Source organism: Mycobacterium sp. NPDC049093, from assembly GCF_040704635.1.
In the GTDB taxonomy this organism is placed as follows: domain Bacteria; phylum Actinomycetota; class Actinomycetes; order Mycobacteriales; family Mycobacteriaceae; genus Mycobacterium.
On the sequence record NZ_JBEZJS010000005.1, the window covers coordinates 1 to 13,748 of the forward strand.

The window sequence follows — 13,748 nt, forward strand, 5'->3', positions numbered from 1 at the left end:
AGCTGTTCTTCAACAACAAGGGCGTCGCCGCCAACACCACCGACGTCTGCCAGAACTACCCGCCCAACGACATGTCGGTCTGGGACTGGCACTGACGTAGGCGCGTCAACCCGGCCGGGCTCAGTCCGGGAGTGAGTTGCTCAACCGCTCGGTGGCAGCCAGGTAGTCCTCGATGAACTCGCGGACCACCTCGCGGGCCGGCTTGACCTTGTTCATCAAGCCCACGCCCTGCCCGACGAAGTAGGTGGCCAGTGCCTGTGCGCCCGGGTGCCCCTGGGCGGCAAGCACATCCACTCGTCGGATGACGGGCTCGGCCAACATGTTCTGCAGTGGCAGCGGAAGGGTCTGGTGACCACCGGCATTCGGCTGCCAGGCGTCGGTCCACTCCGACTTGAGCTGGCGGGCCGGCTTACCGGTCCGTCCCGTCGAACGGACCGTGTCCCGCGACGTCGCCTCAAGCATCTTCTGCACGGTGTGCGGTGCGGTCTCGGCTTCCTCGGTGGTCAACCACACCGAACCGGTCCAGGCCCCGGCCGCACCCATCGCCACCGCGGCGGCCATCTGCCGCCCGGTGACGATGCCGCCGGCGGCCAGCACCGGGATGTCACTACCCGCCTGCTCCAGCGTCTCAAGGACTTCGGGAACGAGCACCAGCGTGCTGACCTCACCGCAGTGCCCGCCGGCCTCGGTGCCCTGCGCGACGATCAGGTCGACCCCGGCCTGCACCTGCTTGAGGGCGTGCTCGCGGGCACCCACCAGGGCCGCGACCGGAACCCCGCGCTCCCGGCCTGCCTCGATCATGTAGTCCGGCGGCACCCCGAGCGCGTTGGCGATCAGCTTGATCGGGTGACTCATCGCCACGTCCAACAATTCGTGGCCGGTGTCGCCGGACAGCGAGGACCCGCCGAAGCGCTGCTTGGCCTCGGGCTCGATACCGTGATCGGCCAGCAGTTGCGCCACGAACTCGCGGTACTCGGCGGGGATGCGGTCGGTCAGCTGTCCCCGCGACAGTTTCTCGCCCTTGCCCTCGAACTTCGCAGGCACGATGATGTCGGCGCCGTACGGCTTTCCGCCGACCTGCTCGTCGATCCAGGACAGCTCCTGGTCCAGCTGCTCGGGGGTGTAGGCCGTGGCGCCCAGCACGCCGAAGCCCCCGGCGTTGGTCACCGCGGCCACCACGTCACGGCAGTGGCTGAAGGCGAAGAGCGGAAAGTCGATACCGAACTGCTCACAGATCGCGGGTTTCACCCCGTCAGTATTGGCACCCCGACTTGACGGGTGTCAAGAGGGGGTCCGATGACGGGGCGTCACGGCAGTTCGAACGGCAGCTTCACCCCGTCGTGGGCCAGACAGTGCGTGCAGGCGCGCTCGGTGCCGGCGGCTTCCAGCGCCTCGTGCACAAGCTTCTTGAACGGCACCAGGTTGCGCTCGAATTCGGCGAAGACGTCCACCGTCGTCACCCCGGAACCCGCCTCGATCCCGGCATCCAGGTCCGTAACCAAAGCGATTGCCGCATAACACATCTCGAGTTCACGGGCCAGCACTGCCTCGGGATAGCCGGTCATGTTGACCAGCGTGAAACCCTGATCGGCGAACCACCGGCTCTCCGCCCTGGTGGAGAACCGCGGACCCTGGATCACCACCATGGTGCCCCCGTCGACCACCCCGGGCAGCCCGGCCGCGACGGACCGCAAGGCCGGGCAGTACGGATCGGCGAAGCCGACGTGGATGCCGCCGGAATCGAAGTAGGTGTCGGCCCGGCCACGGGTGCGGTCCACCAACTGATCGGGCACCACGATCGAACCCGGGCCCAGCTCCGTCGTCAGACTGCCCACCGCGCAGGGAGCGAAGATCCGTCGCACCCCCAAGGTGCGCAGCGCCCACATGTTGGCCCGGTACGGGACCGTGTGCGGCGAGTACTCGTGGTTGACCCCGTGCCGGGGCAGGAACGCGACCTCGTGCCCGCCCACGGCGCCCACCGTGATCGGCGCGCTGGGCGCACCGTACGGGGTGTCCACAGTGACGGTGCGGGCCTCCGGCCCGAAGAACGAATAGAACCCACTACCGCCGATGACGCCGAGCATGCAGCGTTATTCGCCCTTGTTGTCGGGGGTCACCACGTCCGCCACGACGTCCTCGGTCTTAGTGGCCTCGGGGGCCACGAAGTCCTTGTCATCGTCGAAGTCGTCGTCGAAGTCGTCGTCGAAATCCTCGTTGGCCTTGCGGGCGCCGTCGGCGATCTCGAAGACATCGGTGGCCAGGCCGCCGATGACCGTCGCGACGTCCTTGACGGCCGTGGTGATGATCGAGGTGACCTGCCCGACCGTCGAGGCCACGGCCTCCACGGATTCCTGCAGCACGTCCTTGCCGATCTCGGTCTTGCTGAGCTGCTCCTTCATGACGCTCAGTGTAAGAGTCGGAGCGGTGACGCACCCGGCCAGCTCATACGATGACCACCGTGGCCAGTTTCGCGCAATGGATCGAGGGCGCTCGTCCCCGCACCCTGCCCAACGCCGTCGCCCCGGTGCTCGCCGGTACCGGCGCCGCCGCCTGGACGGGGTCGGCGGTGTGGTGGAAAGCGTTGCTGGCACTGGCCGTATCGCTCGCGCTGATCATCGGCGTCAACTACGCCAACGACTACTCCGACGGCATCCGCGGCACCGACGATGTGCGGTCCGGCCCGTTGCGGCTGGTGGGTTCCAAGCTGGCCTCACCGCGGGCCGTCCTGACCGCGGCCGTGGTGAGCCTGGCCGTCGGTGCGGTGGCCGGGCTGGTGCTGGCGGCGTTCAGCGCGCCGTGGCTGATCGCGGTCGGCGCGGTCTGCATCGCCGGCGCCTGGCTCTACACCGGCGGCAAGAAGCCCTACGGGTACCTCGGCCTGGGCGAGGTGGCGGTGTTCATCTTCTTCGGGCTGGTGGCGGTGCTGGGCACGCAGTACACCCAGGCCCTGCGCGTCGACTGGGTCGGACTGGTCGCGGCGGTGGCAATGGGCTCGCTGTCGTCGGCGGTGCTGGTGGCCAACAACCTGCGCGACATCCCCACCGACACCGAGTCGGGCAAGATCACCCTCGCGGTGCGCCTCGGCGATGGGCGTACCCGGCTGCTCTATCAACTGCTGGTCGCGGTGGCCCTGGCGCTTCCCCTGGTGCTGATGCTCGCCACGCCGTGGTGTGCAGTGGGCCTGCTCGCTGCGGCGCCCGCGGTGCGGGGGCTACGGCCGGTGCGTAACGGCAGCACGGGCGCCCAGCTGATCCCGGTGCTGCGCGACACCGGACTGACCATGCTGGTGTGGGCGATCGCGGTGTCCGCGGCACTATTCCTGGGTTAGCGGGCGCTCCCGCATCGCCGATTTCTACCTGCGGGCTGCGATTCGTCGACACCCACGACCCAGAGGTAGAAACCCGCGAGTCGCGCTTAGGCCGCGTTGTCCAGCAGTCCGACGATGTCGTCGCGCAGCTCTCGGGTATCGACATGCTCTGCGATCAGGGCAACCGTGTGATCGTCGCCGCCCCGAAGGATTCCCAGCAGGATGTGCTCGGATCCGATGTAGCCGTCCTTGTGCGCCAACGACTCCCGCAATGCCAGCTCCAGCACCTTCTTCGCGGGCTTGGTGAAGGGAAGGTGGCCCCGGCGCCTGCGCCGACGTCCGCTGCTGCGCAGCGCGTTGTCGAACGCGCCGTCGCCGAACGTGCGGTCGACGTTGTCGCGCACGGCCCGGAGGTCGATTCCGACCGACCGCAACGCCTCGGCGTCGCCATCGAACGATTCGTCGCCAGGCGCGTCGGCGGCCACCAACTTGGCACGAACCACATCCGACGTCAGGCCGAATCCGGCCAGCAGTGCCGACAATTCACGTCCGGAGCTCTGCAGCACCCCTACCAGGATGTGCTCCGGCCGGATGTCGTTGGCCGACAGTTCTCGGGCCTCCTCCTGGGCCAGTACTACTGCAACGCGCGCATGGCGACTGAACCGTTCGAACACGTCATCCCCTCCGATTGTGCTTTTGGTGCACGGCCTGACGGCTGACCTCAAGGGCATCAGCGATGGCCTGCCAGCTCCAGCCCTGGTCTCGAGCGTTGGCGACGTGGATGGCCTCCAATCGCTCCTGCAGACGCTGCAGGGCACGCACCGCGCGTAGGCCGACGGCGGGGTCTGCGCTGCCGGCGCCATCGGCGATCAGCTCATCGACATCACTCACCATGTCAAGTTAACTTGACATCCGATAGTCGTCAAGAAAAGTTGACACGGCGCGGCGCAGCGGGCAGCTCTCATCCCCCACAGCACGAGCGGTATTGCACTAACGTGGCCGTCGGCCTGCCACGCCAATGACCTGGGGGATGCGCATGACGACTTCGACCGAGGCGCATCAGCCCGCACCCTCGGGTCGCGCCGAAACCCGGCGCGCCATCTGGAACACCATCCGGGGATCGTCCGGCAACCTCGTCGAGTGGTACGACGTCTACGTCTACACGGTGTTCGCCACCTACTTCGAAGCGCAGTTCTTCGACAAGGCCGACAAGAACGCCACGGTGTACGTCTACGCGATCTTCGCCGTCACCTTCCTCACCCGCCCGATCGGCTCCTGGTTCTTCGGCCGCTTCGCCGACCGGCGCGGCCGCCGCGCCGCCCTGACCGTCAGCGTCTCGTTGATGGCGCTGTGCTCACTGGTGATCGCGCTCGTACCGTCGCGCGAAACCATCGGTGTGGCAGCGCCTGTCATCCTCATCCTGTGCCGGCTGGTGCAGGGCTTCGCGACCGGCGGTGAATACGGCACCTCGGCGACCTACATGTCCGAGGCCGCCACCCGCGAACGGCGCGGCTTCTTCTCTTCGTTCCAGTACGTGACGCTGGTGGGCGGTCACGTGCTGGCCCAGTTCACCCTGTTGATCATCCTGACGTCCTTCAGTACCGAGCAGGTCCACGAATTCGGTTGGCGCATCGGCTTTGCCATCGGTGGCGTGGCCGCGATCGTGGTGTTCTGGCTGCGGCGAACCATGGACGAATCACTGTCCGCCGAACAACTTCAGGCGATCAGGGAAGGCAAGGACAAGAGCGCAGGATCGCTCTCCGAACTGCTCACCCGCTACGCGAAGCCACTGCTGCTGTGCTTCCTGATCACCATGGGCGGCACGCTGGCGTTCTACGCCTACAGCGTCAACGCCCCTGCCATCGTGAAGACCACCTACAAGGACCAGGCGATGACGGCCACCTGGGTGAACCTGATCGGGCTGATCTTCCTGATGGCGATCCAGCCCGTCGGCGGAATGATCAGCGACAAGGTCGGCCGCAAACCGCTGCTGGTGTTCTTCGGCGTCGGCGGGGTGATCTACACCTACATTCTGTTCACGTATCTGCCCCAGACACATTCACCGTTGTTGTCGTTCCTACTGGTGGCCGTCGGATATGTGATCCTGACCGGCTACACCTCGATCAACGCGCTCGTGAAATCCGAGCTGTTCCCCGCCCACGTGCGCGCCCTCGGCGTGGGAATCGGCTACGCACTGGCGAATTCGATGTTCGGCGGGACCGCACCGGTGATCTACCAGGCCCTCAAGGAGGGTGGCCACGTGCCGTGGTTCATCGCCTACGTGACGGTGTGTATCGCCATCTCACTGGCGGTGTACGTGTTCTTCCTCAAGAACAAGTCCGAGACCTACCTGGACCAGGAAAAGGGGTCGGCCTTCATCCGGTAACGCGACAATGCCGTTCCGGGAAAAGGTCTGCCCTATGCGGATTTCGGCGGCTCGTCGCCACGCAGCCGGGCCTGCAACTGCTCACGGTCCTTGCGGCGGCGCTCGTCGACCTGGGCGATGGAGGCCGTCGCCCGTTCACGCAACGGCCGGAACAGCCAGATCCCCAACGGCAGCGCGATCACGATGGCGAACAGCAGCGCCACCACGACCGGGAAATTCGCTACGACCAGCTGCCCCACCCCATAGATCGCCGCAGCCAGCACAGCGACCAGCACCAGCCGGGCAACGAGGTAGACCACGACGTCGGTGACCATCCGGGAGGTCGAACCACTTCCTGACACGCTCCGAGCCTACCGACGACGCGTATATTCGGATCAAGGAGGTTTCGAGTGGCATATCTACTCCTGCTCATTGCCGCGGCAAGCCTGGTGTATCTCGGCTGGCGGCTGGCGCGGGTCTCTGGCAGTCGACCCAAAACCCGAGTGATCGGCCCCGACGACGATCCGGAATTCCTGCGTCGCCTCGGGCACGGCGACAATCCCCGCAACTAGCGCGGGTCGGGCGCGCCGTTCGCTGAGCGACGTGCCCCGGCGAAGTCCGAGGCCACCACGGCAGCCAGCTCGATGAGCGCCTCGCGGGTGCCGGGCTTGAGCCGTTCCAGGCTGATCTCGGCGCCCTCCTCCAGATGCGGATCGAACGGCACCAGGCGCACCGCGCGGCAACGCCGGGAGAAGTGGTCCACCACCTTGGACAGGTCGACCTTGCCCGAGCGCGGACGTACGGCGTTGATCACCGCGATGGAGTTGCGCACCAGGTCCTGATGCCCGTGGGCGTCGAGCCAGTCCAACGTCGCCGACGCGCTACGCGCCCCGTCCACCGAACCCGAGCTGATCACGACCAGCACGTCGGCCTTGGACAGCACCGCCGACATCGCCGAGTGCATCAAACCCGTCCCGCAGTCGGTGAGCACCAGACTGTAGAACCGCTCCAGCACCTCCAGCGCGCGCAGATAGTCGTCCGAGCTGAACGCCTCCGACACCGCCGGATCGCTTTCGGAAGCGAGCACCTCCAGCCGGCTCGGCCCCTGCGAGGTGTACGCCCGCACGTCGCTGTAGCGCTCGATGCCTTCGGCGTCGCGCAGCAGGTGCCGCACCGTGGCAGCCGTCTCCAGCGGCACCTTCTGGCTCAGCGTGCCCCGGTCGGGGTTGGCGTCGACCGCCACCACCCGGTCACCGCGGATCGACGCGAACGTGGCACCCAGCGTCGCGGTGATCGTGGTCTTGCCCACGCCACCCTTGAGGGACATCAGTGCAATGCGGTAGCAGCCCTGTAATGGCTGGCTGACCTCGCCGATCAGGTTGTTGTGGTGGGTGGCCTTGGGGCTCTCCCCGACGTTGACCTGTTTGAACGACGCGACGTAGAGGGCCTTGCGCCAGCCCGAGGTGGGCGGGTTCTTGCGCTGGCCCAGCAGTGCGTCGGTGGAGAGGTCGCGGTAGGGGGTGGTGAAGTCGGCAGCGGCGAGCCGCTCATTCGACCCAGCGGCGCGCCGGGCTTCGGCTCCCGGCCCGGGCCATGCCGGTGCCGGGTGCGGCGCGGGCCCGGCGGGCTGCCGGGGCGGCGGGCCCGCGAACAGTCCGGCCGGTGGTCCGTCGAAACTTCCGGGCACGGGCGGTGCGGTGATCACCGGGACACCGTGTGGCGGTGTCGGGGCGGTCCACTCGGCGGGCAGCGGTGTGGAGACGCCGGGCTCGGCGGGATTGCTGAACCGCTGCTGACCGCGGAATCCGGGTATCGGGGCGAACACCGACGGGACCGGCGGGGGCTCGGACACCGGAGCCGGTGCGACGGCTGGGACCGCCGACGGTGGGTCGACGGCGGGCGGGGTGTCCGGATGGACCGAAGCAGGCTCGTCTGCCGGCGCGTCTGTCGATGGTTCGCTGATGTCCTGCGGTGCGGGCTCCCGCGGTTCGGACGGCTCGGACACCGGCTCCGACACTGACTCAGACACTGGCTCGGACACGAATTCCCCTCTTTTCCACACGCTTCCGCACCGTCATCTCACCAACCGGACGGTGCCTAGCCAACCCCCGCATACGAATGCAGACCCACGGTTACCAGGTTGATGAAGAACAGGTTGAACACCATCGCGACGAAACCAACGACGTTGATCCAGGCCGACTTGCGGTCCCGCCAGCCCGCCGTCGAGCGCGCATGCAGGTACGCGGCGTACACCACCCAGGCGATGAACGACACCGTCTCCTTGGGATCCCAGCCCCAGTACCGACCCCAGGCCTCCTCGGCCCAGATCGCACCGAAGATCACCCCGAAACCGAAGATCGGGAACGCGAAGATCGTGGTGCGGTAGGCAATGCGGTCCAGGGTCTGCGCGTCGGGCAGCCGCTCGATGATCCGCGCGACGGTGCCTTCCCGGCCCGGTTCGCCCAGCGGCGACATCTTCAGCAGGAACAGGATGCTGGCCACACCGGCGACCAGGAACACCCCGGAGCCGAGGCTCACCACAGACACGTGGATGGGCAGCCAGTAGGACTGCAGCGCCGGCATCACGGGCGCGGCGTTGGAGTACAGCCAGCGACCCGAGACCGTCAGCAGGATCAGCACCGGAACCAGGACGAACACCCACAGCACGCGGTACTGCGGCTTGCGCAATACGACCGCGGCGGCGATCAGCCCGCAGAAGCTGGTCAGGTTGATGAACTCGTACATGTTGCCCCACGGCACCCGCGAGGTGGCCAGGCCACGGAGCACGATGCAGATGAACAGCATGCCGATGCCGACGTAGGTCAGCGCCAGACCGGTCTTGCCGACCCGCTCGTCGAACGGGCGGCGGGGTTCCTCGGCGACGACGCCGGGCGTGGTGCTGTCGGCGCCGACGGTGGCGCCGACCAGTTCACGGCTCTCGACTTTGCGGCCGCGGCTGTAGGCAAGTTCGACGGCGAGCAGGATCAGCGCCCCGACCAGGACCACGACCGACGACGTGAACGCCCAGTCGGAGTACCTGGCCAGCCCGATATCGATGTGCTCGGTATTCACTGCTCCGCCTTCTCTCCTGCCGCCGGCTGCTCGTAACCCTCCAACAACCGCTCCGTCAGCTTCTCGAACTCATCGCCCCAGCCGGAGTTGTCGGTACGGGCCAGCCCGCCCAGCTCGACGTTCACCGTACCTGCTGGAGCAGCTTGGATCCGAACCCAGATCCGGCGCCGGCGCACCACCAACGACACCAGCAACCCGGCCATCATGGACATCGCGAACACCAGCACCCAGACCTGGGCCGGGTCGTGCGAGACCTGCAGATTGACGAACGGGACCGCACCGTCGAAGCGGACCTTGGTGCCGTCATCGAGCCGGGTGTCCTGGCCTTGCACCAGGTTGACGCGCGCCGCCTTGGTCAGCTGCTTGCGATCGATCAACCGGGGATCGAGGGAGAACAACGACTGCGGCCGGCCGGTATCCAGGCCGGTGTCGCCGCGGTAGATGTCGATGGCGACGGCCGGGTCGTTGAGGGCCGGGAAGCTCGACGAGAGCAGCGTGCCCTCGAGTTGTTTGGTGGGCGCGAACAGACCCTGGATCGCGATCTGGTGTTTACGACGCTCGTCGGCGTCGGGGTAGGTACCGGCCGGCGGATCGATGCGCACGACGCCCGAGGACAGCAGCGTCATCTGTTCCTCGGGCCGCCACTGGATGGTCTGACTGCGCTGCTGGCCGTCGGGGAACGTCACGGTGAACGACGGCGCATACCCGTGGCCCTGCAGGTACACCCGGTCGCCGCCGATGCGCAGCGGATGGTTGACCTCAAGGCGGTAGGGCCGCCAGGTGTTCGCGGCCAGATCATCGCCGGACTGGTAGTCGATGTCGGCGGCGAACGACAACGCCTGCCCGGTGGGCAGATAATCGGCATCGAAGCTGTTGACCCGCAGGCAGACCGGGCTCAGCGAGGTGCCGTCGACGGTGTTGCCGGCCCGGAACGAGTCGAAGGCGGCCGGCGAGGCGGTGCAGAATCCGGGCCCGCTGTCGGCGATGACGATGACGTTGCCCTCGTAGCCGAACAGCTTGCCCGCGGCGACCGCCGCCAGCAGACCGAGCAGCGAGAAGTGGAAGACGATGTTGCCGAACTCGCGCAGATAGCCCTTCTCTGCTGAAATTTCAGTGATCTCGTCCTCTTGCTTGCGGGTGACCGTGCGCCAGCCCTTCAGTCGCCGCGTCACCGTTGAGGCGATCTCGTCGGCGTCGCCCGTCACCTGCTCGGCCTGGTGTTTGGGCAGCCGGCCGAGGTTGCGCGGCGCCGGCACGGGTACCGCGCGCAGGCTCCGGAAATGCTCGATCATCCGCGGTGTCAGGCAACCCACCAGCGAGATGAACAGCAACACGTAGATCGAGGTGAACCAGAAGCTGGAGAACACGTCGAAGGCCTGCACCCGGTCCAGCCACGGTCCCAGGGTGGGATGTGCCGCCAGGTATTCGTCGACCTTGGATTCGTTGAGGCTGCGTTGCGGTAAGAGCGCACCCGGGATCGCGCCGAGTGCCAGCAGGAACAGCAGCACCAGCGCCGTGCCCATCGACGTCAGGGTGCGCCAGGTGTTCCGAACCAGCGCGAGCAGACGCGAAAGCACCCCTGGACGCCGCGTTTCGGGTACCGGAGTTGGGGGCCCCTCCCGCTTGCGGGGGACTGCGAGCGCGTCAGGATCGGTCATATCGGCAGCCTCACATCACTGACGAAGGCGTCGCGTACCCACGACACGAACTCGTTCCACAGGCCGGTCACCAGCGCTGTGCCCACCAGGATCAGCAGGACACCACCGAAGATCTGGATGGTCCGGGTATGTCGGCGCAGCCAGCCCAGACCCGTCACCGCCCGCGCCGAACCCAGGGCCAGCAACACGAACGGGATACCCAGCCCCAGGCAGTACGCCAGCACCAGCACCACCCCGCGCGCCACGGTGGCGCCGTCGGTGGCCGAGGCCACCGCGATCACACCGGTCAGCGTCGGGCCCAGGCACGGGGTCCAGCCCAGCGCGAACACCGCGCCAAGCAGCGGTGCCCCGGCCATCGTGGACCACTGCCGCGGGGCGAACCGGGCCTGACGTTGCAGCGCCGGCACGAAGCCGACGAACACCAGGCCCATCAGGATCGTGACGACGCCGCCGATGCGTTGCAGCAGAACCTGATTGGCGATCAGCGTGGTGGTCATGCCCAGGACGGCCACCGCGCCGAGCAGAAACACCACGGTGAAGCCCGCGACGAACAACGCGGCCGCGCCGGCCACCCGCAACCGAGCGGTCTTGACGCCGATCGCACCCGACACCGCGTCGGACTCGTCGACCCCGACCACCGCGGCCAGATACGACAGATAGCCGGGCACCAGCGGCACCACGCACGGCGAGGCGAACGACACCAACCCGGCCAGCACGCTGATCCCCAGCGCCAGCAGCACGGGCCCGGCCGCGGCGATCTCGGCGAATCCGGTCACGGCTGCTGCCCCGGCTCGGCTGCCAACCGCTCGACGACCGGTTGCAGATCGTCGGCCAGCAGTTCACGCAGGAAGACCGCCGCCACCCGGTGCTGACGGTCCAGCACCACCGTCGACGGGATCACCGTGGTCGGGTACTTGCCGCCGAAGGCGAGCATGGTGCGCATCGCCGGGTCGTAGATGGACGGGAAGGTGACCTTGCGGTCGGTGACGAAATCGACTGCGGCATCACGGTTGTTGTCCCGTACATCGATGCCGAGAAACGCCACGCCCTTGTCGCGGGTGGCGTCGTACACCTGCTGCAACTGGCCGATCTCGGCCCGGCACGGCCCACACCACTGGCCCCACACATTGATCACCACGACCTTGCCGGCGAAATCCTCCAGCGAGAGGGTCTTGCTCGGGTCGGTGAGTTCCGGCCCGCTCAATTTTCCTGGAGTGCCCCGCTTTTCGGGCGGGTCGTAGTAGATGTCGGTCTTGCCACCCGGCGCGACGAACTCGAACGTGCCACCCTGGGCCACCGCGTCGTCACCCGTCGAGCAACCGGTGAGCAGCACCAGCCCCGCCAGCACCGCCGCACTCACCCGGGCGAGAGACGACCTCATTCAGATTCCCCAGGGCTCCGTGTAGCCCCATCGGATCAGCTTGTCGTCATCGAAGGTGAACGACGTGATCGAGGACAGATCGCACAGCCGGCTGTGCGGCAACGGCAGATGCGCCAGCTTGCGACCGGTCATCGCCCGGCGCAGCGTCTCGACCGGGAGCTGATGGCTGACGCAGACCGCCTCGTGCCCGGCCGCCTTCTCGCGGGCCCGGTGCATGGCCGCCATCATCCGCGGCGCGATCTCGGCGTAGGGCTCGCCCCAGGAGGGTTTGGCCGGGTTACGCAACTTCGGCCAGTTCCTCGGGTCGCGCAGCGCACCGTCGCCAGGGGCCACCCGCTCCCCCTCGAACATGTTCCACGACTCGATGAGCTCGTCGTCGGTGTCGATGGCCAGGCCGTGCTTCTCGGCGATCGGCGCGGCCGTCTCCTGAGCCCGCTCCAGCGGGGAGGCCACGACGTAGACGATGTCCTTGTCGGCCAGCCAGTTCGCGGCAGCCCGCGCCTGCGCCTGCCCGCGCTCGGACAGGTGGTAGCCGGGCAGCCGGCCGTAGAGCACCTTCTCCGGGTTGAACACCTCGCCGTGACGCATCACGTGCACGGTCGTCCTCGTCACTGGCGGGCCTCCGCGGCGGCGCGGGCCGCGTCGGGCAGCGCATCGGCGATGCGCTCGAACGCCTCATCGTCCAAAACGCTTGACACGAACCAGGTTTCGAATGCACTACAGGGCGGGTACACCCCGGCCTCCAACAGGGCGTGGAAGAACGGTGGGAAACGCCAGGTTTCGGTTGCCTTGGCCGCGGCGAAGTCGTTGACCGGCTCGTCGGTGAAGAACACACTGAGCATGTTGCCCGCGCGCTGCACGCGATGGACCACACCGGCGTCGGTGAGGGCACCCGTGAGCAGGCCGGCCAACCGGTCGGCATTGGCGTCCACCCGGGCGTAAGCCGCGTCGTCGGCGTGGCGCAACGTGGCCAGGCCCGCGGCCATCGCCACCGGGTTACCGGACAGGGTTCCGGCCTGGTAGACGGGCCCCAGCGGGGCCAGCCGCCCCATCACCTCGGCGCTGCCGCCGAACGCCGCGGCAGGCAGGCCACCGCTCATCACCTTCCCGAACGTGAACAGGTCGGCGTCGACGGGATCGAGCCCGTACCAACCGGCGCGGCTCACCCGGAAGCCCGTCATCACCTCGTCGAGGATCAGCAGCGCGCCGTGGGCCGCGGTGATCCGCCGCAGCGCCGCGTTGAACCCGGGCAGCGGCGGCACCGTGCCCATGTTGCCGGGGCTGGCTTCGGTGATGACACAAGCGATCTCGTCGCCGAACCGGGAGAAGATCTCTTCCACCGCGACAACGTTGTTGTACGGCAGCACGATGGTGTCGGCAGCAGCCGCGCCGGTGACCCCGGGCGAGGACGGCAGACCCAGCGTGGCGACGCCGGAACCGGCGTCGGCCAGCAGCGCGTCGCTGTGCCCGTGATAGCAGCCGGAGAACTTGATGATCTTGGCGCGGCCGGTGTAACCGCGGGCCAGCCGGATCGCGCTCATGGTGGCCTCGGTGCCCGAGTTGACCAGGCGCAGCCGCTCGACCGGGGCGACCCGGTCGATGATCTCAGCGGCCAGTTCGGTCTCCGACGGGGTCGGGGCGCCGAAGCTCAGCCCGTTGACCGCCACCTTCTGCACGGCCTCCACGACCGCCGGGTGGGCGTGGCCGAGCAGCGCCGGGCCCCACGAACAGACCAGATCGACGTACCGATTGTCGTCGGCATCGGTCAGCCAGTAGCCCTTGGCCGAGGTGATGAAGCGCGGGGTGCCGCCGACCGAGTTGAAGGCACGGACCGGGGAGTTGACCCCACCGGGGATCACTGCACAGGCGTCGGCGAACAGCTGGGCCGATCGCTGGATGTGCGGTTCGTCAACACGCATGACCACCAGTGTCCCAGCCGGTGCAAATCGGTCAACTACAGGGTGT

The 13,748-nt window shown here is 67.7% G+C and carries 17 protein-coding genes; 4 read left to right on the forward strand and 13 right to left on the reverse strand.

The window, feature by feature from the left end; translation table 11 throughout:
• Positions 1-95 (forward strand): DUF5078 domain-containing protein (locus AB0876_RS20165; protein ID WP_358028485.1); only part of this gene is annotated, 95 nt, incomplete at its 5' end.
• A gap of 25 nt (positions 96-120) precedes the next feature.
• Here AB0876_RS20165 and AB0876_RS20170 read toward each other — a convergent pair.
• The 3 genes from AB0876_RS20170 to AB0876_RS20180 are packed head-to-tail and all read right to left on the reverse strand — an operon-like array spanning position 121 to position 2,399.
• A complete protein-coding gene (locus AB0876_RS20170; protein ID WP_055110429.1) occupies positions 121-1,248 on the reverse strand; it encodes an NAD(P)H-dependent flavin oxidoreductase in 1,128 nt (375 codons plus the stop codon).
• Positions 1,249-1,307: 59 nt separating this feature from the next.
• Positions 1,308-2,084 carry an S-methyl-5'-thioadenosine phosphorylase gene (locus AB0876_RS20175; protein WP_491840424.1) on the reverse strand — a complete coding sequence of 259 codons (777 nt, stop codon included), beginning with the start codon at positions 2,082-2,084 and terminating at the stop codon, positions 1,308-1,310.
• Between the two features lie 6 nt (positions 2,085-2,090).
• Positions 2,091-2,399: a hypothetical protein gene (locus AB0876_RS20180; RefSeq protein WP_526042778.1), complete on the reverse strand. Its 309-nt coding sequence runs from the start codon at positions 2,397-2,399 to the stop codon at positions 2,091-2,093.
• 59 nt (positions 2,400-2,458) lie between these two features.
• On the opposite strand from AB0876_RS20180, the gene AB0876_RS20185 reads away from it, so the two are divergent.
• Entirely contained in the window at positions 2,459-3,328 is an 870-nt protein-coding gene (locus AB0876_RS20185; RefSeq protein WP_526042779.1) for a 1,4-dihydroxy-2-naphthoate polyprenyltransferase, read from the forward strand.
• 86 nt (positions 3,329-3,414) lie between these two features.
• On the opposite strand, the gene AB0876_RS20190 is transcribed toward AB0876_RS20185, so the two are convergent.
• Together AB0876_RS20190 and AB0876_RS20195 are read right to left on the reverse strand one after the other, a co-directional pair.
• On the reverse strand, positions 3,415-3,981 hold the full coding sequence (locus AB0876_RS20190) for a Clp protease N-terminal domain-containing protein (RefSeq protein ID WP_491840421.1): 567 nt from the start codon (positions 3,979-3,981) through the stop codon (positions 3,415-3,417).
• Between the two features lies 1 nt (position 3,982).
• The gene (locus AB0876_RS20195) at positions 3,983-4,201 is read right to left on the reverse strand and encodes a helix-turn-helix domain-containing protein (RefSeq protein WP_491840420.1); all 219 of its coding nucleotides are present in this window, start codon (positions 4,199-4,201) and stop codon (positions 3,983-3,985) included.
• A 142-nt stretch (positions 4,202-4,343) separates the two neighbouring features.
• Between AB0876_RS20195 and AB0876_RS20200 the strand changes: the two genes are divergently transcribed.
• Positions 4,344-5,693, forward strand: coding sequence for an MFS transporter (locus AB0876_RS20200; protein ID WP_526042780.1), 1,350 nt, complete (start codon positions 4,344-4,346; stop codon positions 5,691-5,693).
• A gap of 32 nt (positions 5,694-5,725) precedes the next feature.
• On the opposite strand, the gene AB0876_RS20205 is transcribed toward AB0876_RS20200, so the two are convergent.
• Positions 5,726-6,007 carry a DUF4229 domain-containing protein gene (locus AB0876_RS20205; protein ID WP_491840430.1) on the reverse strand — a complete coding sequence of 94 codons (282 nt, stop codon included), beginning with the start codon at positions 6,005-6,007 and terminating at the stop codon, positions 5,726-5,728.
• A 75-nt stretch (positions 6,008-6,082) separates the two neighbouring features.
• Between AB0876_RS20205 and AB0876_RS20210 the strand changes: the two genes are divergently transcribed.
• Positions 6,083-6,244, forward strand: coding sequence for a hypothetical protein (locus tag AB0876_RS20210; RefSeq protein ID WP_003882924.1), 162 nt, complete (start codon positions 6,083-6,085; stop codon positions 6,242-6,244).
• Here AB0876_RS20210 and AB0876_RS20215 read toward each other — a convergent pair.
• From AB0876_RS20215 to hemL, 7 genes are all read right to left on the reverse strand, one after another.
• Positions 6,241-7,524: a MinD/ParA family ATP-binding protein gene (locus AB0876_RS20215; RefSeq protein ID WP_491840429.1), complete on the reverse strand. Its 1,284-nt coding sequence runs from the start codon at positions 7,522-7,524 to the stop codon at positions 6,241-6,243. The genes AB0876_RS20210 and AB0876_RS20215 overlap by 4 nt on opposite strands.
• Positions 7,525-7,769: 245 nt before the next feature.
• Entirely contained in the window at positions 7,770-8,744 is a 975-nt protein-coding gene (gene ccsB / locus AB0876_RS20220) for a c-type cytochrome biogenesis protein CcsB (RefSeq protein ID WP_526042781.1), read from the reverse strand.
• Positions 8,741-10,267 carry a cytochrome c biogenesis protein ResB gene (gene resB, locus AB0876_RS20225; protein ID WP_526043039.1) on the reverse strand — a complete coding sequence of 509 codons (1,527 nt, stop codon included), beginning with the start codon at positions 10,265-10,267 and terminating at the stop codon, positions 8,741-8,743. Before resB ends, ccsB begins: the two co-directional genes overlap by 4 nt.
• Positions 10,268-10,398: 131 nt before the next feature.
• On the reverse strand, positions 10,399-11,178 hold the full coding sequence (locus AB0876_RS20230) for a cytochrome c biogenesis CcdA family protein (protein ID WP_491840416.1): 780 nt from the start codon (positions 11,176-11,178) through the stop codon (positions 10,399-10,401).
• Positions 11,175-11,783 carry a TlpA disulfide reductase family protein gene (locus AB0876_RS20235; protein WP_491840415.1) on the reverse strand — a complete coding sequence of 203 codons (609 nt, stop codon included), beginning with the start codon at positions 11,781-11,783 and terminating at the stop codon, positions 11,175-11,177. Before AB0876_RS20235 ends, AB0876_RS20230 begins: the two co-directional genes overlap by 4 nt.
• Positions 11,784-12,371: a histidine phosphatase family protein gene (locus tag AB0876_RS20240; RefSeq protein ID WP_526043040.1), complete on the reverse strand. Its 588-nt coding sequence runs from the start codon at positions 12,369-12,371 to the stop codon at positions 11,784-11,786.
• Positions 12,372-12,391: 20 nt separating this feature from the next.
• The gene (gene hemL, locus AB0876_RS20245) at positions 12,392-13,702 is read right to left on the reverse strand and encodes a glutamate-1-semialdehyde 2,1-aminomutase (RefSeq protein WP_526042782.1); all 1,311 of its coding nucleotides are present in this window, start codon (positions 13,700-13,702) and stop codon (positions 12,392-12,394) included.
• Between the last annotated feature and the right edge of the window lie 46 nt (positions 13,703-13,748).

Coding starts and splice junctions, on each gene's coding strand:
- AB0876_RS20175 (WP_491840424.1), bottom strand. CDS start 2,084: ATGCTCGGCGTCATCGGCGGTAGTGGGTTCTATTCGTTCTTCGGGCCG.
- AB0876_RS20180 (WP_526042778.1), bottom strand. CDS start 2,399: ATGAAGGAGCAGCTCAGCAAGACCGAGATCGGCAAGGACGTGCTGCAG.
- AB0876_RS20195 (WP_491840420.1), bottom strand. CDS start 4,201: ATGGTGAGTGATGTCGATGAGCTGATCGCCGATGGCGCCGGCAGCGCA.
- AB0876_RS20200 (WP_526042780.1), top strand. CDS start 4,344: ATGACGACTTCGACCGAGGCGCATCAGCCCGCACCCTCGGGTCGCGCC.
- AB0876_RS20205 (WP_491840430.1), bottom strand. CDS start 6,007: ATGGTCACCGACGTCGTGGTCTACCTCGTTGCCCGGCTGGTGCTGGTC.
- resB (WP_526043039.1), bottom strand. CDS start 10,267: ATGGGCACGGCGCTGGTGCTGCTGTTCCTGCTGGCACTCGGCGCGATC.
- AB0876_RS20235 (WP_491840415.1), bottom strand. CDS start 11,783: ATGAGGTCGTCTCTCGCCCGGGTGAGTGCGGCGGTGCTGGCGGGGCTG.
- AB0876_RS20240 (WP_526043040.1), bottom strand. CDS start 12,371: ATGCGTCACGGCGAGGTGTTCAACCCGGAGAAGGTGCTCTACGGCCGG.
- hemL (WP_526042782.1), bottom strand. CDS start 13,702: ATGCGTGTTGACGAACCGCACATCCAGCGATCGGCCCAGCTGTTCGCC.